Here is a 20045-nt window from a genome sequence, read left to right as displayed (position 1 = left end):
GTTTGGTGCGACACTCATTTTTCTACTTCCCAGACTACGTTTATACCATTGTCGAAGAGAAGGTTGACGGCTACACCTCCGAAGTTGAGTCCAACACCGACGGCTTGATTACCATAACCAATAAGCAGGAAATTCCTAAGACGTCCGTTAAGGTTACGAAGGCATGCCATTCTCGGCAAACAATGCATTTACCTGCGAAAATGCCCTCCCGCACCAGCACGATAAAAAATTTGTAAAACCCGAAAAAATTGGACAAAATTCTTCTTTTCAAACCAGCATAACTGTGATAAATTCTATTTTCATTTAGGAGAGCCATCTCAATAAGATGACCGATGATACACGGGGCCAGTGGCCCTTTATTTTTTGAGGAGGCGTAAGCGTGGCTCGTCTGATGGCACCAATGGCCGTGCGGATCCTTGAACTTTTTAATCAATATCGTGATAGTGATGGCATCTACCACCTCCCGAAAGGTATTACCTCCGACGCGCTGGTGCACCTCGTAGCCGAGGTGGGACAGCAGGATTTTGCGTTTTTCGAGAAGAGCGACGATGTGATTTGGGATGTCGCGCGCCACGAGGGTTATATCATCCCAGAGTACCCGCTCGAGTCGAGCAGCGAAGTTAAAAGTTTCCTGCGAGAATACCAGGCGCAAAATGTCGCACAGTGGTATCTGCAGCGGGGCTTTACGCTGGCAACTATTACGCATTCCTGGCTCTACGCGGCGCTGATGGTGCGCAACAAAAAGTTTTGGCGAAAGATTATTTCGTTTCCCATTAACCGCTATGAGGAAGTTAATTTTTTGGCGCATTACCTCGACGAGGCGCTCAGTTTTTGTTTAAGTGATGAACAGGACACCGATAACCCCACGCTCTTTGCTATTTAGACATTTTTTAACAAAACAAGGCGCGGACGTGGTACAATAATCCAGCATATTTCGGGGGACGTTAGCTCAGTTGGTAGAGCAGGAGACTTTTAATCTCAAGGTCTAGGGTTCGATTCCCTAACGTCCCACCATCATTTTTTTGCTTTAAAACTCTAGGCGATCGAGCGACGATAAATCCAAACGAATCGGCTCGTAGATAATATCACAGCCGCTTTCGGGATAATAATAAGCGCCAGGTGGCATATAGCGGCCGTTGGGCAATACATACAATCCATCCTGCTCATAGGTGCCCGCAGGAACAATAGGTGTACCCTCTTTGGTGCGCTCATAGGGAAAATCATAATCAACATCATATTTCATAAACTAGTCCTCTTTTATTTCAAGTATAAAGGCTTTTTGGCACGATATTAAAGTTTGCTTGTAGATAATTAGGTGACTGTACTGAGCAGCCCCGCGAACTGTGGACGACGTACCGAGAAGACCGTCAAGCAGCAGCGCTGCCTCAAGCCACAGACGCAGCACCACGCCCCGCCACGGCGACCCCTCCACACCAGATATGAAAAATTAAAAACAACAAGTTACAAATGAGCGCCGCTAGAGGCTTACGAGTACACTGTAAGTGGGTGAGTATGCTGCTGGCAATTTGTGTCAGTACCACGATGCCTACGTACACTCACACCTGTGATTGCAGCATCTTACTGCGAGACCGCAGCGCCTTGCTGTGCCCGTAGTGCTTGGACGCCACAAGGATCCAGAAAGGACACCACATGATTGAGCGTTATACGCGTCCCGAAATGGGTTATGTTTTTACCCTCGAGAATAAGTATAAGATCTGGCAAGAGATTGAGGTGTTGGCCTGCGAGGCCCAGGCAGAGCTTGGCAAGACGGGCATCACAAAGCAGGAAGCGCAGTGGATTCGCGACCATGCCGCGTTTAATGCAAACGAGGTCGACGCCCTCGAGGCAGTCACCAACCACGACGTCATCGCCTTTTTAACCAACATGGCTTCCTACATCGACGCCGCAGCTCCTGCCAATAAACCCAAGCCAAGTCGCTGGGTCCACTATGGCATGACGAGTTCCGATTTGGGTGATACCGCACTGTGTTATCAGCTGACGCAAGCCTGCGATCTTCTCATCGAAGACTGCAAAAAGCTGGGAAGTATTTGCAAACGCCGCGCGTTTGAAGAGAAGGATACGCTCTGCGTCGGGCGCACCCACGGCATCCACGCCGAACCCATGACCTTTGGTATGAAGTTTGGAAGCTGGGCTTGGGAGCTTAAGCGCGATCTGACGCGTCTGGAGGATGCTCGCAAAAACGTTGCTTTTGGTGCGATTTCGGGCGCGGTGGGAACCTATTCGAGCATTGATCCCTTTGTGGAAGAGTACGTTTGCAAGCGCCTTGGCCTTGTGCATGACCCGCTGTCCACACAGGTTATTTCGCGTGATCATCATGCCTATTTAGCTGGTGTTTTGGCAACCGTGGCCGCCAGTTGCGAGCGTATTGCGACTGAGATTCGCAATCTGCAAAAGACGGACACCCTCGAGGCGGAGGAGCCTTTCCGCAAAGGGCAAAAGGGTTCGTCGGCCATGCCGCACAAACGCAATCCCATTACGGTCGAGAAGGTCTGCGGTCTTGCGCGTGTCGTCAAGGCAAATGCGCAGGTCGCCTTTGATAACGTGGCTCTGTGGCACGAGCGCGACATTTCGCACAGTTCGGCCGAGCGCGTGGCGCAGGCGGACAGCTTTATTGCCCTCGACCACATGATGAACTGCCTGATTCGTATTGTGGATGGTTTGGTGCTCTATCCTGCGCAAATGCTGGCAAATTTGCATAAGACACGCGGATTGATCTTCTCGTCAAAAGTATTGTTGCGCCTTGTTAACACAGGCATTACCCGCGAAGAGGCCTACAAGATCGTGCAGGACAACGCTATGGCAACTTGGCGAGAAATTCAGCAGTGTGAGCAAGGAACAAGTTTTGAACAAAAGCTGTTGGACGATAAGCGTTGCAGCTTGAGTAAGGACGAGCTCGATCGCGTTTTTGATCCACGTTCGTTCTTGGGCCGCATCGATGTGGTGTTTGACCGCCTTCAGAACCTTGAGTTCTAACAACGCTTAGAATTCTAAGAGCGGTTACATGGACATCAGCAGGTATCAGCATGAGCGAGAAACAACAGACAGATAAGTGCAAGCACATGAGCAGGCGTAGCTTTGTTGCGACCACCGCTGCCACAGCCACCTCTGTTGCGGTGGCCAGTGTTGTCTTGTCGAACTTAAGCGGCTGCAAAAAGTCTGGTAGCGATGCGAGTTCGCCGACTGTTGTTTCGGAAGGCGCAATCAAAAATATTCTTGACAGCTATAAGCAGGTCGATTTTTCTTACAAAGAGGCTGGTAGTTGGAATCTTCCGCTCGGCTGTATTGTGCGTCCCGCACAAGGGGAGTATTGCGCGGTGCTCGCGCCTGGTGCGACGGCAGCACAACCTATCAAGGGCGCGATCTTCTCGACAAAAACGGGTGCCTTGCACGATGTCGTGCCCAAATGCGCCACGCAAATGGACGCTTCGTGGGTGATATATGATGCGCGCTGCTCGGACAGCGTGTATGCGTGGGTGGAGCTCAACTTTGTTTCACGCGCGTGGGTTGTGTATGCGCAGGCGCTTTCTGCGGGTGGTACGAGTGCGGCAAGCGGATCGGGAGCTGCAAAAGGCGAGAAGGCCGTGCTGTCGAAGGACGTGCTGTCGAAAGGCACAGCTGTGGCGAGCGCCGCAGCCACACCAACCCCAGCAGCCGCTCCCACCAAGCTCTGGGAAGCGAACGCCGACTACGATCCGCCGCAGCTTGCGTGCTGGCAAGACTATGTCTTTTGGCAGGTCAGCCCCTCAGCAAGTGGCAAAAAACGACGCGAAAACTCCAAGGCTTACCTCTGGAAACTGCAGTCAGACCAGGCAAAAGTTGTGATCGAAAGCCCCGGCCGCTTTGGGATTGAACCCGCCGTTTCGGGATCGCTGCTCACCGTGGCCCCGCGCGTACCTGCAAAGTCGGGCGTGCTCTATAGCATCGCGAGCTACGACTTCCAAAACAAACTCGCCTCCGCGGTTGATCAACTCACGCTTCCTACCAGCGTTAAGCCTTTTTATGCTACGCGCATTGGCGATAAGTTCGTCTTCTCGATTGAGGCAAGCTATGCTTCTGGCGGGCAGCTGGGTAAAATGGGAACCTATATCGGTGGCAAAAGCCAGGGCTTTATCGGCCTGCTGCGCGAACCAGCTGCTGCAGCTTGTGGCACCGAAGCGGGTATCTACATCATAAAAAGCAAGGCCTCATACTTTGTGGTCGATACCAAACAAAAAACTTACGCTGTTTTAACAGCCAATGACCGAAGCCTCGATTACGGAGAATATCCCGCGCGTGAGGGAACAGCTGACAACTTCGTGACCTTCTCGACCATCAAAGATAAAGGCACTGGATATCCTTCCGCCGTCGTTGTGCGTTCGTTTACCTTATAGCGTTGCGCAGGGGATGAATTTTTGCGCTATCTGCGGTAGAATGTGAAAAAAGAATGGACCTTTATCGACCTTATCGGCAATAAGGGGTGTAGTATATAGACGCCGCTTATGAAAGATGCAAGGGTTTACAAAAGACTATAAGAGGAGATTACTATGGCTTCGGATGTAAAAAAGATTTTGCTCGTAGAGGATGAGAAGCCTATTCGCGATGCCGTGACCGCCTACCTTGAGCGCGAGAATTACCTGGTGCGCGGTGTTGGCGATGGGCAATCTGCTATGGAAGAGTTCGAAAAACATAGCTTTGACCTCATTATTCTTGACTTGATGCTTCCCAAGCTTTCGGGTGAGCGTGTGTGCCACGCCATTCGTGACACTTCGGATGTCCCCATCATTATGCTTACTGCAAAAGGCGAGGTAGAAGACCGCATCGTGGGTCTTGAGCTCGGTGCCGATGACTACCTGATCAAGCCCTTCTCGCCCCGCGAGTTGGTGGCACGCGTTCGCGCTTTGCTGCGCCGCGCCCACGCCGAGGCAGAGCCCCAGGTAGAGGTGCTCGATTTTGGGAGCCTTGTCATTGACATTTCTGGTCACAAGGTAACAGTCGAGGGCAACGAGATTGACCTGACGGCTTCTGAGTTTAAGCTTTTGACCACGCTCGCACGCTATCCAGGACGCGTTTACACTCGTATGGAGCTTGTCGAGAAGGTCCTGGGTTACGACTTTGAGGGTTATGAGCGCACGATTGACTCGCACGTGAAGAACCTTCGCGCAAAGCTTGGCGACGATCCTCGTGTTCCGCGCTGGCTGTACACCGTGCACGGCGTGGGCTATCGCTTTGAGGGCTCAAACGCTCCGCTCGATGCCGACGACGAGAAGTAAAAACGGCGTCCGCCGCTGAAGGTGGTCCCGCTGTCGCAGACGGCGTCCGCCGCCGAAAAAGTACACGAACGGCTGGAAAAGTACGTAGATGGCTAACTTCGTTATAGGAAAAAGGGCTCGCCAGCAAAACACGGGCGAGTCCTTTTCTGACTCTACAAAAGCTGCTTGGAAGACCACGCGCCCTGGTCAAACGGCGCGTGATACCTTTGGCAAGCGCCTGACCTTGGGTTTTTCGGCAACCGCAATTATGAGCGTGCTTGTGCTGCTCATCGTACTTGCGGTGGTATGGGAAGCTCAATTTCAACGCTACACCCGCGCAAACCTGCAGCGTGTGGCACACTCGACTGCCGAAATTTTGGCGCGCGAATATGAGTCGGCAAATCGCATGTGGACTCACAATGTCTTGTCGTCCATTGCTGCCTCGGTGGGGACTCCTTCGGACGTGGGTGTGCAGGTGCTCAACGAAGAGGGTCAGTCCATCTACTTGAGCCTTAACATGTCGCAGTACAAGCGCAACACCGCCGATGCATCGCTTGAGCTCGCGGAAGCTGGATCGTCCGACTCCATCGTGAGTTCCGATGTAGTGACCTCGGACGGGTTGGTCGTGGGGCGCGTGCGCTTGTGGGTGCGCGGCTCGAACACCTTTTTAACCAAAAACGATGCGGACTTCCGCACTAATTCCTACATGGCCATTGGTTTAGCTGCGATTATTGCCGTTCTTATCGCCAGCATTATTGGCTACTTGATTTCGCGTGGCTTTGCGGACCCCATCAGACGCATCACGTCGACCGCGCGTTTGATTCGTAACGGCGAGCTTTCGGCGCGCAGCGGCCTGACGGGCCAGGACGAAATCGGTCAGCTGGGTGAGACCTTCGACGACATGGCCACCTCGCTCGAGAAGGACCTGCAACTCGAGCGACGCCTCACCAACGATGTGGCACATGAACTGCGCACTCCACTCATGGCGATGCTTGCCACAGTCGAAGCCATGCAGGATGGCGTGCTCCCGCGCGACGACGAGCGGCTCGGTACGCTTGCCTCGGAAACCCGACGCCTTTCTCGGCTTGTCTCGGCAATGCTTGCGCTGTCGCGTATGGAGAGCGGCTCGATGAAGTTTGAGCCCGAGAAGACCGACATCGTAGGACTTGTGCGCGGCATTGTCTCGAGTCAAGAGCAGCTGTTTTCGGACCATGACCTGCGGCTTCGCTTTGTGGTGGATGCCACCAAAGAAGAAATTTTTGCCGAGGTTGATCGCGACATGCTCAACCAGGCCGTCATCAACTTTATGTCCAATGCGATGCGCTATACGCCCGAAGGAGGCTGGGTGGTTGTGACCGTTGGGCAACAGCGCAATGACGTGTGGATTTCGGTTTCGGACACGGGCATTGGTATTGCAAAAGAGGATCTCTCGCGCGTGTTTAGCCGTTTTTGGCGCTCGTCGGCAAGTCGCGAACGCGTTTCGGGAGGCCTTGGCGTTGGCATGGCAGTGACTAAAGAAATCGCCGACAGGCACCACGGATATATTTCGGTTGAATCGGAACTCGGGAAGGGCACAACCTTTACCTTGCATCTTCCTCGTGAATATCACCCAACGGAAAATGAATCGTCCGCGCAGTCCGCTACAATGGATGCGTAGTGGTGCGCGCGTTAGGTGGCTTGCTGGCGGCTTATTAGGCGGCGATAAGACCACTACATGCAACAGTATGGTGTTACACAGGTAAGGAGATGACAAAATGTCGTCTATGAACATGCGCCCCGATTCTCAAGGTAAGGTTCGCGACATCTATGATTGCGGAGATACGCTTTTGATGGTTGCGAGCGATCGTATTAGCGCCTTCGATTTTATTCTTCCCGACGAGATTCCCTATAAAGGCGAGATTTTAACCCGAATTTCGGCGTTTTGGTTTAACAAGTTCGCCGATCTTATCCCCAACCACCTTATTTCGATGGACGTCACGGACGCTCCCGAACAGTATGCGCGCTACGCCGACTACCTGCGCGGCCGCTCAATGCTTGTGCGCAAGGCGAAGACCATTCCCATCGAGTGTATTGTGCGTGGCTATTTAACGGGTTCGGGCAAAAAGACCTACGACCAGGATCGAACCGTGTGTGGCATCGTACTTCCCGAAGGCCTGCAAGAAGCGTCGCAGCTTCCCGAGCCGATTTTTACCCCTTCAACCAAGGCTGCACTCGGCGAGCATGACGAGAATATCTCGTATGAGCGCTGCGCACAAATCGTGGGAGATGACATTGCGTCGCAGATTCGTGATGCCTCACTGCAGCTGTACAAAGCTGCAGCCGCTTATGCAAAAACTCGCGGCATTATTATCGCCGATACGAAGTTTGAGTTTGGTATTATAGACAACAGGCTTACGCTTATTGATGAGTGTCTCACGCCCGATTCCAGTCGTTTTTGGCCAGCGGACAGCTACGAGCCTGGCAAGGTGCAGCCGAGCTACGACAAGCAGTATGTTCGCGATTGGTTGCGCGCACACTGGGATATGGCGGGTGACGCGCCGCATCTTCCCGCCGATGTTATTGCGGGCACGTCGAAGCGCTACGAAGAAGCGTACGAGCTTATTGTTGGTGAGCCATTTGTACCGATGAAGGAGATCAATGTCTCTGCGTGATATATTGCAGGGAGCACGCGAGGAGTTTGAAGCTTCACGTGGTGTTTCTTCAAAAGACGAGAAGAAAGCCGAAGCAGCAGATGCTGCCGCGGGTGCGGGTGCAGCCTCGGGCTCTGGTTCGGGCGTCATGAAGCGTTCCGTTGCACGCGCAAAACCCAAGCGTGAAGCAGCTCAAGGCGTGCGCGTTGTTCCTGCCACCGCTTCGAGTACAGCGAGCAAAGAGGCTTCTTTATCTGCGACAATGACTAGAGAACAGCGTCGTCAAGCACGTCAGGAACAAAACAGGCTCCGTGACCGCATCATGTTGGCCTCGACAATTGTGCTGAGTAAAAATCCCGAGTATCGCGCCAAGCGCAAAATTTGGTGGGCGCTTATCATCGTGGGCTTGGTGAGTACAACCTTTACCTTTGGTGTGATGTTTATTGCGCCCAAGGGGAGCTCATCTGATCTGCGAACGGTGTGGGGCATGTCCTCTGCCGTGACGCTCTTCATCGCCTACGCGGGTATTATCACAGCATTTCTCTACGATCATGTCACCATACGTCCCTTGCGCGACTTGGCTGACTCGCGCGTGAAGGCAATGAGCATGAAGAAGATTGACCTGCTTGTTCGTGAGGATGCCGAGACCAAAAAGGGTGGTTTCTGGAAAGCGCATCGTCGCAAGGACGATCAACACGACAAAACGGCTAACGACAAGCTCGTCGATTAGCGCTTTGTTTAGTGATTTGATCGAGCCTTGATCTGGCACTTCGATCTGGTAGCATCTTATAAAAGCCCTCGTAGCTCAGAGGATAGAGCACAGGTTTCCTAAACCTGGTGTCGGCGGTTCGAATCCGTCCGGGGGCACCATTGCATACGTCAGTGGGCAGTTTTGGTATTATAGTTTTCGTCAAACACGGATGGGAACAGACCAAGGGCTGCCCACTTTTTGTTTTCTGCGCGCTTATTAGATGCGTACAGCTGGCCTACCGACCCGCCTCTAATTGGCGCTAATTCGAGCTAAGCGCCGCTAATTCTAGCTAATTTTGTACATTGCTACATATAATGGGTTCTTTAAGCAGTATTTTTACAGGTAAAAGCAGTGTCTTAGCAGGAAAATGCCCCATACGGGGTCTAAAATTTAAAAATTCGCGTGCATAAAAAATAATGTACCTCTCTAGTGGTTCCTTTTTGGACATTGGGATACGAGAAACAGCCGAAATAGGTCGAATATATCTAGCGTTTGCCGTGATGGAAATACAGGCTAACACGGTGAAACAGGCAGAACCTTTAAAAAACGCTAGTCCAAGTCATGTTCGCCAAGATAGTCATACAAAAATTCACGGTATTCTTTTTCATGGCGCTTGCTGGCAAAATGCTGCACAGCTAAAAATAACAGCCCGACTGCGACCATAGCTAACAAAATGGGTGTTCCCTCTATAAGTAAAAACAAAATATAGGCGCCTAGCATAATATAGCCCCCTTAATTAAGATATTAAATATCATATCAGCTTATGAAAAAACCCGAGCGTCTATATTACAAGGTGCTCGGGTAGTGACTATACAAACATCTTTTATTGTTGAGTTTATGATTGGTGGCTAGCTACCAATCATAGGGGAGCATGCGATACATTTGTTTTTCATGCTATAATCTTCTTAACTGTTGTGGGCATACAGCCCGTTTTACTTACGTTTTTACTTGCTTACATTTTGCGATGTTACCCGCCATGCGATTGTCAAGGTACATTAGGCGTTTAGTGCTTGCCCGTTGATTAGTGCTGTTGAAGCTATCAAGAATATTTTAAATAAAGCCAATCTAAGCGCTTACCGTGTTAGTCTTGAGTTGGGTCATACCGCTGGTTACATTCAATCCATTTATCAGAAGAGAGCATCAATTCAAACCGATACCTTACAGAAGGTCGCTGATGTTTGTGGTTACAAGCTAGCACTTATTAAAGACGACGACGTTATAATCATAGACGAATAAGATCTAAAGGCGTGACTCAAGAAAACCCCCGCAGTCAAAGCTGCGAGGGTTTTACAAAACATGTTCTCGTGTTACGTGCGTCTAAGCGATGTGTCGGTCTTCTCGTTAATCAGCAGGCGCGTGAGGGCGCGGGGGGGGTACACGAGCGACGAGCGGTGCACTAGGAATTTCCGCCACCGCGGCCGCCAGTAGCGTTAGCGCCACCTGCACCAGAAGGCTTCTTGTTGGGGTTAGCAGGTGTGGCAGGTGTTGTGGGGTTGTTGCCAGGCTGCGAGGAATCGGGTTTCGGAGTGTTATCGCGCGGAGTTGGGCCATTCGAAACCGTCAAGTAAATGGTTGCGCCCTTTTGCGTACTGCCCGTAGGCGAGTACGAAATAATGCTATTGAAGGGCACCGTGTCGCTGTGTTTGCTGTCCGAAACCTTGGGGACAAAACCAGCGTTTGTGAGAGCCTTTTGTGCTTCCTGTAGCGTCATGCCCGTCACTGAAGGAACGGCAACCTTATCGGGACCCAACGAAATCTGATAAGTGATCGTGTCACCCTCTTTTGCGGCCGTCCCAGCAGCGGGAGTCTGGCTTGCGACGTGGCCATTCTCGACAGTATCGGAATGCACCGACTCACCAGCTTGCGCCTTCAGTCCAACCTTCTCGAGCTCCTTTTGCGCCTCTTCGGGCGTCATATTTGCCAGATTGGGAACCACCACTTTGGAAGCGGGTTCGGCACCCTTCGAGATCACCAAATTAATTTTGGTGCCCTTCTCGGCATCCTTATTGGAGTCGGGGTTTTGGTCGATGACCTTACCCTTTTCAACATTGTTGTTGTATTCCTCTTTAATCTCGCCAACCTCAAAGAAGTTGCTGCTTTGAATTTGCTGGACCGCCTGCTCCTGTGTGAGATTTAGCAGGTTGGGAACCTTTTGCGTTGTCTTGGTTTGACCCGTAAAGAAATGTATGACCACGGCCACAATGGCGATAAGCACAACTACCACCAACGCTGAAATCACAAAGACTCGTTTGCGCTTCTTAGCTTGGCGTTCAGCTTGCTCTTGTGCCTGTTGTGCTGCGTATTCTTTACTCATAGGTCCGCCGTGCGGTGTCGCCCCGTGGGCTGCGCCAGCCACACCATTGCGTCCTGCGGCGGGAATCAACGGCGTTGCCATTGCCATAGTCTGCGTCTGACCACGCTGCGCTGCGGCAGCTGTAACGGCTGCGCTTGCGGGGATAAATGCTGTGGCGTCGGCAACAGCGCTCATGCGCCCCGACAGATAATCGCGCAGCACACGCGAAAGCTCTTCAGCCGTTTGGAAGCGCGCGGCAGGATCTTTTTGCATGCACTTTAAAATGATAGCTTCAAGCTGCGGATCAACCTGGGGGTTGCGCTGACTCGGAGGAATGGGCTGCTCGTTAACCTGTTTCAAAGCAACCGAAATAGCGTCGTCTCCCTCGAAGGGAACGCAGCCAGTCGTCGCTTCGTACATGACAATGCCGAGCGAGTAAATGTCCGAAGTGGGAGCAAGCTCTTTGCCCTGTGTTTGCTCGGGCGAAACATAATGAGCGGTGCCCAAGACGTTATTATCAGTCGTGAGATGGCTATTTTTTGCGCGCGCGATGCCAAAGTCCATGACCTTAATGTTGCCATCGGGCTGCACCATAATATTTTGCGGCTTAATGTCGCGGTGGATAATGTCGTGGCGGTGAGCTACCGATAAGGCCTGCGAAATTTGGGAGCCAATCTGTGCAACCTTACGGCAGTCGAGCGCGCCATGCTTGCGAATGCCACTCTTGAGGTCGGTGCCATGCAGGTACTCCATCACAATGTAGTACGTGTCACCGTCTTTACCCCAGTCATACACACTAACGATGTAGGGGCTTTGTAGGGCCGCTGCTGCTTGCGCCTCTTGTTTAAAACGTGCTGCAAATGAGTAGTCGGCTGCATACTGTGGAAGCATCGTCTTGATGGCGACGGTTCTTCCAAGCACGTTGTCAAGACCACGGTACACAATGGCCATGCCGCCGGTACCGATTTTATCTTGCACGGTGTAGCGACCACCTAGAACATCTGATGGCATGTTTTCTCCCATCCCGCTTCGTGCGTGCGTGTGCGTTTAAAGTACAAAAAGTAATCCGTGTGCGGGGACTGGTCTTCTCGCCAGCTCTTTGTGACGTGCATAAAAGCGTGCATAAAGACCATTTCCCTAGTGTAGCTGTTATGAGCCTTGTATGTGAGCCTCAAGTGCCCGCGACAAGACTTTTTTCGCCATACGGGTTGCATCACCTTGAATGTCCTCGCCAGCTTTTCCTTCGATACACAAAGAAATCGCAAGTGTGGGCGTGTCATAGGGAGCAAAGCCGATAAACAGCGAATTGATTTTGTTGTTGCCCATCTGCGCCGTGCCTGTTTTGCCTGCAATGGTGACACCTGGGATTTTTGCCGCCTGGCCCGTGCCTTCGGTAATGACCGAAAGCATGGCCTGTTTGAGAAGACCGGCGGTCTTGGGCGCGATTGCCTGTCCCAGGGTCTTGGGCGACGTGGCAGAAATTACGGTGCCCTCGGGAGATAAGATCTGTTCCACGAGGTAGGGGTTTTGTACGACGCCATTGTTTGCAATAGCTGCGGCAATGACGGCATTTTGCATGATGGTTGACTGCGGTCCTGCGGGGCTTTTGTGCTCGCCGACGGGCTGTCCGCAGGCGGCCCAAGCGGTCTCCCACAAGGTCATCTCGTCAGGTTTAGGCATGAGCGAGGTCTTTGACGGGAAGTCCTGTCCCAGTGCGGTGCCATAGCCAAAGTTGTTGGCATAGCTCACGAGGCGCTCGGCTCCCACCTGCTCGCCTAGCTGTGCAAATGCGGTATTTGCCGAGACGGCCAAAGCTTTTTGCAGGGAAATCTCGCCATAGTCGGCGTTGCGATTGTTGGTGATTTCGGCATTGCCAACCGTGACAGATGCGGGGGCTTTTATCTGCGTGTTGAGCTGCGCAGCACCCGAGTCCAACGCGGCTGCAAGCGACACCACCTTAAAGGTCGACCCTGGAGCATACAGCGTTTGCGTTGCGCGATTGAGCAGCGTTCCCGAACCATCGTCATGGGCGATAAGATCGCCGATCTTCTCGTGAGAAAAACTGGGAGAGCTGGCGCAAGCAAGCACCGCTCCCGTCTTGGGATTGAGAAGCACGATGGAGCCAACGCGTCCGCGCAAGGCCTCTTCGGCGATTTGCTGCAGCTTGGAGTTGATGGTGAGCACAACCGAGTTACCAGGGGTTTTAGCGCCCGCTAGTGCGTTTAAGGCACTGGGCCAGGTTGAGTAATCGGCTTTGCCCGTGAGGGTGTCGTTAAAGCTCGCCTCCACGCCGCTGGCGCCGTAGCGCGTCGAGATGTAGCCCACGCTATGCGCAGCCATTGCCCCCGAAGGATAGTTGCGGACATACTTGCCCTTCTCGTCCTTCACGCTTTCGGCGAGGGTCTTTCCGTCCGAGGTGAGGATGGAGCCGCGCTGCACGTAGGCGCTCTTAATAATAGTGTGGTTGTTGCCTGGCTTGTTTTGATAATTTTGGGCCTGAATGACCTGGACATTTGTGAGGTTTGCAATAAGCACGGCAAACATCAGGGTAAAGAAGCCGATAAGCGAGGTGAGCCGGTGACCCAGTGCGATGCGACCCAGTACACCCGATTCGGGCGTCTGCAAGCTAAATCTCGCGCGGAAATGGCTGCCAGTTGTACCCTTTATCTGCGCTTTTGCGCCCGTGGTCTTGGCGGCCAGCTTCGAGCCCATAGCACCCAAGGCGCCTGCACCCACGGCCGCGCCACCCGCAGCACCCGGCGTCTTCGCGCGAATGCCGCTGCCCTCGAGTTCTTGCGTGGTTCCTGTGCCTTCGTCGCCAGCGCGCAAAATGAGCGCCACAATAATAAAGCTCGAAAGCAGCGAGCTACCGCCCTGACTAATAAAGGGCAGCGTCACACCCGTCAGTGGCATGAGACGCGTCACGCCCGCCACAATAATAAATGCTTGGAACGACAACGAGGTGATAAGACCAACGGTCGTGAAGGCTGCGGTATCGGTTTTGGCCCGTGCTGCCGTGGCAAACGCGCGAACAGCTAGCAAGATATACAGGATCAGCACAGCCGAAGCGCCGAGAAGTCCGAGCTCCTCGCCCAGCGCCGAAAAGATGAAGTCAGATTCGACGACGGGAATGAGTCGCGGAAGCCCGCGTCCAATACCAGCACCAAGCATGCCGCCGTCAGCTAAGGAGTACAGTGATTGCACGATTTGCATGCCTCGTCCCGACGGATCCTTCCAGGGGTCAAGCCAAATATCTACGCGCACACGCACGTGTCCAAACAGGCGGTAACACACCACAGCACCGATGCTCAAAAGCAGTACCGATACAATGACGTACGACAAACGCCCCGTGGCTACATAGAGCATGACCACAAAAATGGTGAAGAATAGCAGCGCGCTCCCGAGGTCGCGCTCAAACACGACGACCAACAGGCTTAAGGCCCACATGACAAACACGGGCGTTAACATGCGCAAACGTGGAATGGCCAACGGACCAATTTTGCGCGTTGAGGCACTGAGGGCTTCTCGATTTTCGGCAAAATAGCTGGCGAGAAAAACGACGATTAAAATTTTGGCAAGCTCACCTGGCTGGAACGAGAAAGGTCCCAGCGAGAGCCATAGCTTTGAGCCGCCGCGTTCCACACCAATAATCATGGGGAGGAGCAACAGTGCAATGCCCGCAACACCAATGGTAAAGGTATACTTTTTAAGGCGTTCGAGGCTGGGGACCGCAATAAGCGTCGCGATCATCGCGAGTACCGAGATAAAAAGCCACAGCAGTTGGTTGGTTGCTAGCTGCGGAGCAAGTCTGGTCACAAAGCTAATGCCAATGCCCGAAAGCAAAAAGACGATGGGCAAAAGGGCTGGGTCGGCCTCTGGCGCAAACAGGCGTACCGCAATGTGGGCAATTACAAATGCCACAAGCAGCGCGAAAGGCACCGCAAGAGAGGCAAAGCTCAGTGCTATATTTTGGTTGAGCATAAACAGGGCATAGAGCAGCATCACGGGAAGTCCCGCAAGAACCAGTAAGAGTAGTTCAGTTGTTCGTCGTGAGGAAGTAAAAAAAGTAGTCATAGTGATCTTATTCTTTCGCGGAATAGGAAAGCTCTGCTACGTTAGTTTGTTGCGAAGTAGTGGTGAGCTTTTTAGCTTCCTCAGATTTTTGTTTGTCGATCTGTCCGCGGTAATTCTCGACGATTTTTTGTGCCTCTTTGGGGCTCGCAACGCCAATGCCCTCTTTAAGTGAGCGCTGTGTTGATTCGGGAAGGTCGGCAATTTGGATCGATGTGGTATCGAAAAGCGAATTGAGCTTAATGCCAAACAGCGACGCATTAATGCCCTGATAGACGGCAACGGTCGTGCCATTCTCGCCAATATACCAGGAGTTTCGTACCACAAACCAGAAGCTCACCACCATGACGGCCAGCGTTAAGATGCTCACCACGCTCCAACGCCACAGAGTGCGGACACGGCTGCTGCGATGATGTTTCGCCTCGTTTTCGTCCAGCACATCAATGACGATAACGGTGACATTATCATAGCCGCCTTCGGCAAGTGCGGCAGCAACCAAGTTGTCGGCTGCCTGCTGCGGTGTGGCGCTCGAAACAGCGATGTCCTCCAGGGCATGATCGCTCATCATGGACGAAAGGCCGTCGGAGCACAAAATAATGCGATCGTGCGGCTCGATATCCAAACTAAAGTGGTCGGCGTACATGTGTGGGTCGGAGCCAAGCGCTCGCGTAATGACCGAGCGGGAGGGGTGTACGCGCGCTTCATCGGCGGTGATTTCGCCTGCATCGACCAACTCTTCGACGAAGGAGTGGTCGCGGGTGACGCGCACAAGCGTGCCTTCATGCAAAATATACAGGCGAGAATCTCCAACGTGTGCGACGGCCAAGCGTTTGTTTTCGATAACGGCGGCCGTGGCGGTGCAGCCCATGCCAGGGCGTCCAACACCTTCTTGCGCACCCTTGATAATGGCGGTGTTGGCAAGTTCTACCGCAGCTCCAAGCAGGGTATCGTCAGCAACCACAGGGGCGTGTTCAGCGATGCTGCGCACGGCAATAGCGCTGGCCACTTCTCCTGCGGCATGCCCGCCCATGCCATCGCAGACACAAAACACGGGTGCATGAATTAAAAATGAGTCTTCGTTATGTTCGCGGATAAGACCAACGTCGGAGCGCGCGCCCCAGGCGAGCTGGGGAGTGGAGCCAGTATCGACATCGGCACCTGTACGTGCGGAAATGTCGAGTCCGACGACGCCTGGCGCGTTGGTGGGGTCCGTCGAGCCTGGCGACGACGCCAGCGCAGGTTGCGGCTGCGGTGCTGGCGCTGACTGTGCACTCAACACTGGCGTTTGCCCCGCTGTTTGCGTCGCCACCTCTTGCTGCGGCGTAGATTCTATGTCAGAAGCAGAATTGCTCATCGACGGCTTACTCTCATAATGGTGTCACCGATCTGTACTTCATCACCATCGCGCAGGGTGACAGGCTGTGTGATGGCGTGGCCGTTAACGTAACTACCATTGGTGGAATTAAGATCTTCGATCACAAGTGCTGGCCCCTGAATAGTAAAGCGCGCATGCGTTGAGGATACATAGGGCTCGGCAATGGTTATGTCGGAAGACTGAGAGCGGCCCACTACCACAGGTCCAAGCACATCAACGTGCAGACCACGCAGCTGCTTAGGGCCCTTTTCGACATCAATACACCAAATAGCGGCATCGCGGCGCTGCCCGCGCACCAGACCAATGCCCGCGTGCGCAACGCTTGCCAAAAACAGATACAAAAGAACGACAAGAAGTATGCGACCCGCAAAAAGAACGAGGTCAATCATGCGTCCTCCCTAAATTCAAGGGTTGTGACGCCGAAGGTGATAAAATCACCCGATCGCAAAATACACTCATTGATATCGACATCGTTGACCTGCGTTCCGTTGGTGGAATTCAGATCACGCATGTGCCAAGCACCAGCCTCGTAGCGAATTTGCGCGTGGCTTCTTGAGACATTGGGGTCGGGAAGTACGATCATTGCACTGGCGCTCTCGCGGCCAATCGTGGCGCCCGGGCTTTGAATAACATAGGTCTTGCCCGAAAGGCGATTGATGAGGAGGGCTTGGGGAACAGCAGCGGGCGCAGGTCCACGATGGGGTCGGTGTGCTGCTGGTGTGTCGCGGCGTACGGTGTGGTTTTGCGGCAGCTGCTGAGCTTGCTGTGGTTGCGGCACCTCGGGAAATGCTGGTGAGACAGACATGTTGGCTGCAACACCTGCTGCAGCGACGCCAACGCCAGCGTCGTTCAGCGGCGCATTATTAAGAGCAGCATTAGCATCGCTGAGGACATTTGCCGCGTTGTGTGCAACAGCAGCGGCACCCATGGCAACGCCAGGTGCACCAACGCCTGGTGCGCCAAGCACCACAGGATTGTTAGTTTCGCTTGCGGGAAGTACATCAAGCCCAATGGCAGAATCACCAGGTAAAGGCGCAGGTACGCCTGCATTTACAGGCATAGGTGCGCCTGCTGAGCCAACACCGCGAACTTCTCGTCCGCCAAGCGAGCCACGGCTGGTGCGGTTGGCGCGCCCATCGCGCGTTCCACGACCGCGGCGCATCGCAGAGCTGCCACCTTGTAAAAAGACCTGCTCTTCTGTGCGCAGACGCTCGAGTGCGGCCGCATCGATGTTCTCGGTAAAGACCGCAAACTTACCGCGGCGCAGCGAGGGATCCACCATAAAACGAATGAGGGGCTTGCCCACCAGAGCAACATTTTTTTGAATACAATGCGCCTCGATGAGCTGCGAAAGCTCGAAAGAAATCTCCTCGTACAGCATGCGCATCTGCTGGTCGTCATCGGAGGCAATCAAAATCGTAAAAAGCGCGGGCGCCGTGTCAATCCCGTCGATAACAAGGGTTTCGTTTTTGAGCTCGCGGAGCGCCTTTTTGGCGAGTTTTTTGAATGAGAAGGGGGGAACTTGGCCCTGTTGCGTTGCGCCAAAAATTCCGGCAACACGTGCTTCAAAGGTGTTGAGAACGTTCATTTAGTCTACCTCGTGTTCTGCTTCTCGTGCCTCGTGCGTGATGCTGGGCGTATCAAAAACAATAGTGACAAACGTAGATAATCCAAACAAGAGTACCGCAAGAAGGATATTCAATACAGAGGCGGGGCTCCAAATACCGGCATTTTCCATGTAGAGAGGAGCGACGAGGCCGACAATCACCAGCGCCAGCGTCACGCTGTTTCCAAAAATCGCAGCCCATCTGGTGTGTTTGTTGGTAAAGAAGCTGCCTGCAACGCTGGCGGCCAAAAAGCAGGCAAGGGGTGCAAACAGCTGGGGGTTCTCGGCAAATTTTTGTCCAGTGAGCACGACGCTTTGCAGAGAAAATCCCTGTATAAAAGCCACGCTTGCAAAATGATAGGTAAGCCATCCCATAAGCGTGGTGAAGGCCGCTTGTGCAGGCGTTAAAAGCGCGCATCCCACGAAGACGGCTGCTGCGGGTGCACGCAGGACTGCGCTTAGCGCTAGGCCGAGACTCGCCAGCGGTCGTTTGCGTCCTGTGAATTGCCACCAGCTGCCGATAAGAGCAAGGCCTATGATGCCCGCACTAAAGGTCGAGAAGTTCAACGTGTCGGTTGCAATGCAAGCGCAAACAAAGCTTAAGCCCAGCGAGATAGCCAGGCCAATGCCACCGAAGGCAGCGCTGAGGATGCCAAGCACCGTGCAGATGCCCAGGCGTATGAGGAGGGTTTGTAGGTCGGTCGCGTCTGCGGCTTGCGCGGCTTGCGTAACGTCTGGAATAAGTGCTGGTAGGAAGGAGTAGAGCAGAAGCGCCGAACTTATCGCCACACCGACGTGGGCAAGTAAGTTGGGCAGCCAAGGTACGCGTTCGGCAAAACGCAAGGGTACACCAAAGGCGGCAACAGGCTCCTCTTCATCATCGGTGGTTTGTGCAATAAGATCGCAGATAGAGGCCTTGCCCTGCTGAGGATCGCCAAGGTCATCGCGCACCTCGTCTACAAAGTCCGCGACGCTAGCGGTTCGTCTGGCAAGATCGGGCGAGAGCGCTCTTTGCAGTGCCTCTGCAAACAAGGGACCATAGTCCAAGCGAAGCTGCGCAATATAATCATCGGCACCACGCATGATGAGCTTAGCCGAGGCTTCGGCCGTCGGCGCTTCAAAGGGATTTGCACCCGTGAGGGCCTGCACCATGCAGACAGCAAGTGCAAACAGGTCGCAGCGCTCATCAACGAGCTGGCCCGCGAGCTGCTCGGGAGGCATGTAGCCAATGGTGCCACCACGGGCGTCGGCAAAACCTGCAAGTGACGCAAGCGTGGCCATACCAAAATCGGTCAGCTTGGGCGTGCCAGTGTGGTCGATCATAATGTTGGCAGGTTTAATATCGAGGTGCAGCACGCCATTTTCGTGCGCAAAGCTAATGGCTGCTGCGATGTCTTGCAGGATATAATTCCACTCTTCGCCCGTGAGAGTGCCGCCCTCAAGGCGCATGAGCAGCTCTTGCAAGCTTAGGCCATCGACATATTCCATTACGAGATAGGCATAGATGCCATCCCATTCAAAATCATAGACGGACACGATATTGGGATGGCTGAGCATGCTTGCGGTGCGCGCCTCATTGAGGGCTTCCTGCATAGTGGATCCCTGCAGGTAAAAGTCTTGTGGGGAGTCGTCGAGCGCGCCTGCGTCTGCACCTGCGACCGCGGCTTCGGGCGTTTGCAGCGGCAATTTTTTGATGGCTACGCGGCGCTGTAGGCGGGTATCCCAACAAATCTCAACGCTGCCAAAGCCACCTGTTGCGCGCGTTTCTAAAATGCGATAGCGATTAAATAAAAGCTGTGCACACTGCTGTGGGATGTATGGTGTCTCGTCAAACTGCTGTGGGGCGCCAGGCTGCTGGGCGCCGAATTGCGCGCCGCCAAACTGTTGCGTGCCACCGAATTGTCCTACACCAAAGTGCCCCGAGTGTCTCGAGGCAGAAAAAGGAAGCTGTCGCAGCATGGTGCGTGTTTTTTGAGATCGTTTTTGAGACCGGGCCACGACGATACCTCCCTTGGCAGTTCGTGTATTTAAAATATTTTACCCTTAGCGCTTGCCAGAAGGCAAAAGTTC

Annotated in this window: 17 protein-coding genes and 2 tRNA genes; 11 read left to right on the top strand and 8 right to left on the bottom strand. The window is 53.5% G+C overall.

Annotated features, from left to right (window positions below):
• The 3 genes from HMPREF3192_RS06740 to HMPREF3192_RS01815 form a co-directional block, all read left to right on the top strand.
• Window positions 1-236: Cna B-type domain-containing protein (locus HMPREF3192_RS06740; RefSeq protein WP_197414536.1), on the top strand; the 236-nt coding region annotated here is incomplete at its 5' end.
• A 143-nt stretch (window positions 237-379) separates the two neighbouring features.
• Window positions 380-883, top strand: coding sequence for a hypothetical protein (locus tag HMPREF3192_RS01820; protein WP_066304815.1), 504 nt, complete (start codon window positions 380-382; stop codon window positions 881-883).
• 55 nt (window positions 884-938) lie between these two features.
• A tRNA-Lys gene (locus HMPREF3192_RS01815) sits at window positions 939-1014 on the top strand.
• 13 nt (window positions 1015-1027) lie between these two features.
• On the opposite strand, the gene HMPREF3192_RS01810 is transcribed toward HMPREF3192_RS01815, so the two are convergent.
• Window positions 1028-1243, bottom strand: coding sequence for a hypothetical protein (locus HMPREF3192_RS01810; RefSeq protein WP_066304813.1), 216 nt, complete (start codon window positions 1241-1243; stop codon window positions 1028-1030).
• Between the two features lie 407 nt (window positions 1244-1650).
• On the opposite strand from HMPREF3192_RS01810, the gene purB reads away from it, so the two are divergent.
• The 7 genes from purB (at window position 1651) to HMPREF3192_RS01775 (ending at window position 8749) form a co-directional block, all read left to right on the top strand.
• The gene (gene purB / locus HMPREF3192_RS01805) at window positions 1651-2994 is read left to right on the top strand and encodes an adenylosuccinate lyase (RefSeq protein ID WP_066304811.1); all 1344 of its coding nucleotides are present in this window, start codon (window positions 1651-1653) and stop codon (window positions 2992-2994) included.
• A gap of 50 nt (window positions 2995-3044) precedes the next feature.
• On the top strand, window positions 3045-4391 hold the full coding sequence (locus HMPREF3192_RS01800; RefSeq protein WP_082715550.1) for a Tat pathway signal protein: 1347 nt from the start codon (window positions 3045-3047) through the stop codon (window positions 4389-4391).
• A 153-nt stretch (window positions 4392-4544) separates the two neighbouring features.
• Entirely contained in the window at window positions 4545-5270 is a 726-nt protein-coding gene (locus tag HMPREF3192_RS01795; RefSeq protein WP_066304809.1) for a response regulator transcription factor, read from the top strand.
• 88 nt (window positions 5271-5358) lie between these two features.
• Window positions 5359-6906: a sensor histidine kinase gene (locus tag HMPREF3192_RS01790; RefSeq protein ID WP_082715549.1), complete on the top strand. Its 1548-nt coding sequence runs from the start codon at window positions 5359-5361 to the stop codon at window positions 6904-6906.
• 97 nt (window positions 6907-7003) lie between these two features.
• On the top strand, window positions 7004-7900 hold the full coding sequence (locus tag HMPREF3192_RS01785; RefSeq protein ID WP_197414535.1) for a phosphoribosylaminoimidazolesuccinocarboxamide synthase: 897 nt from the start codon (window positions 7004-7006) through the stop codon (window positions 7898-7900).
• Window positions 7887-8609 (top strand): hypothetical protein, encoded by a 723-nt coding sequence (locus HMPREF3192_RS01780; protein WP_066304808.1) that lies wholly within the window; start codon window positions 7887-7889, stop codon window positions 8607-8609. The genes HMPREF3192_RS01785 and HMPREF3192_RS01780 overlap by 14 nt, the downstream gene beginning before the upstream one ends.
• A gap of 64 nt (window positions 8610-8673) precedes the next feature.
• Window positions 8674-8749, top strand: a tRNA-Arg gene (locus tag HMPREF3192_RS01775).
• Window positions 8750-9179: 430 nt separating this feature from the next.
• Here HMPREF3192_RS01775 and HMPREF3192_RS06735 read toward each other — a convergent pair.
• A complete protein-coding gene (locus tag HMPREF3192_RS06735; RefSeq protein ID WP_156422826.1) occupies window positions 9180-9350 on the bottom strand; it encodes a hypothetical protein in 171 nt (56 codons plus the stop codon).
• 297 nt (window positions 9351-9647) lie between these two features.
• Here HMPREF3192_RS06735 and HMPREF3192_RS07105 point away from each other — a divergent pair, with 297 nt between their 5' ends.
• Entirely contained in the window at window positions 9648-9866 is a 219-nt protein-coding gene (locus HMPREF3192_RS07105; RefSeq protein ID WP_066304806.1) for a helix-turn-helix domain-containing protein, read from the top strand.
• A 160-nt stretch (window positions 9867-10026) separates the two neighbouring features.
• Here the strand turns inward: HMPREF3192_RS07105 and pknB are convergent, their stop codons facing one another.
• The 6 genes from pknB to HMPREF3192_RS01740 form a co-directional block, all read right to left on the bottom strand.
• Window positions 10027-11934: a Stk1 family PASTA domain-containing Ser/Thr kinase gene (pknB, locus tag HMPREF3192_RS01765; protein WP_066304805.1), complete on the bottom strand. Its 1908-nt coding sequence runs from the start codon at window positions 11932-11934 to the stop codon at window positions 10027-10029.
• A 138-nt stretch (window positions 11935-12072) separates the two neighbouring features.
• Window positions 12073-14997: an FtsW/RodA/SpoVE family cell cycle protein gene (locus tag HMPREF3192_RS01760; protein WP_066304804.1), complete on the bottom strand. Its 2925-nt coding sequence runs from the start codon at window positions 14995-14997 to the stop codon at window positions 12073-12075.
• Between the two features lie 7 nt (window positions 14998-15004).
• Window positions 15005-16348 carry a Stp1/IreP family PP2C-type Ser/Thr phosphatase gene (locus tag HMPREF3192_RS01755; RefSeq protein ID WP_082715548.1) on the bottom strand — a complete coding sequence of 448 codons (1344 nt, stop codon included), beginning with the start codon at window positions 16346-16348 and terminating at the stop codon, window positions 15005-15007.
• On the bottom strand, window positions 16345-16758 hold the full coding sequence (locus tag HMPREF3192_RS01750; RefSeq protein ID WP_066304802.1) for an FHA domain-containing protein: 414 nt from the start codon (window positions 16756-16758) through the stop codon (window positions 16345-16347). Before HMPREF3192_RS01750 ends, HMPREF3192_RS01755 begins: the two co-directional genes overlap by 4 nt.
• Window positions 16755-17957 (bottom strand): FhaA domain-containing protein, encoded by a 1203-nt coding sequence (locus HMPREF3192_RS01745; protein ID WP_066304800.1) that lies wholly within the window; start codon window positions 17955-17957, stop codon window positions 16755-16757. The genes HMPREF3192_RS01750 and HMPREF3192_RS01745 overlap by 4 nt, the downstream gene beginning before the upstream one ends.
• Entirely contained in the window at window positions 17958-19973 is a 2016-nt protein-coding gene (locus HMPREF3192_RS01740) for a serine/threonine-protein kinase (protein ID WP_156422825.1), read from the bottom strand. It abuts the gene before it with no gap.
• Window positions 19974-20045 lie beyond the last annotated feature (72 nt).

It is taken from the genome of Atopobium deltae, from assembly GCF_001552785.1.
Taxonomy (GTDB): domain Bacteria; phylum Actinomycetota; class Coriobacteriia; order Coriobacteriales; family Atopobiaceae; genus Atopobium; species Atopobium deltae.
The sequence above is the reverse complement of the archived record's forward strand: the minus strand, read 5'-3'. Positions and strand labels throughout refer to the sequence as shown.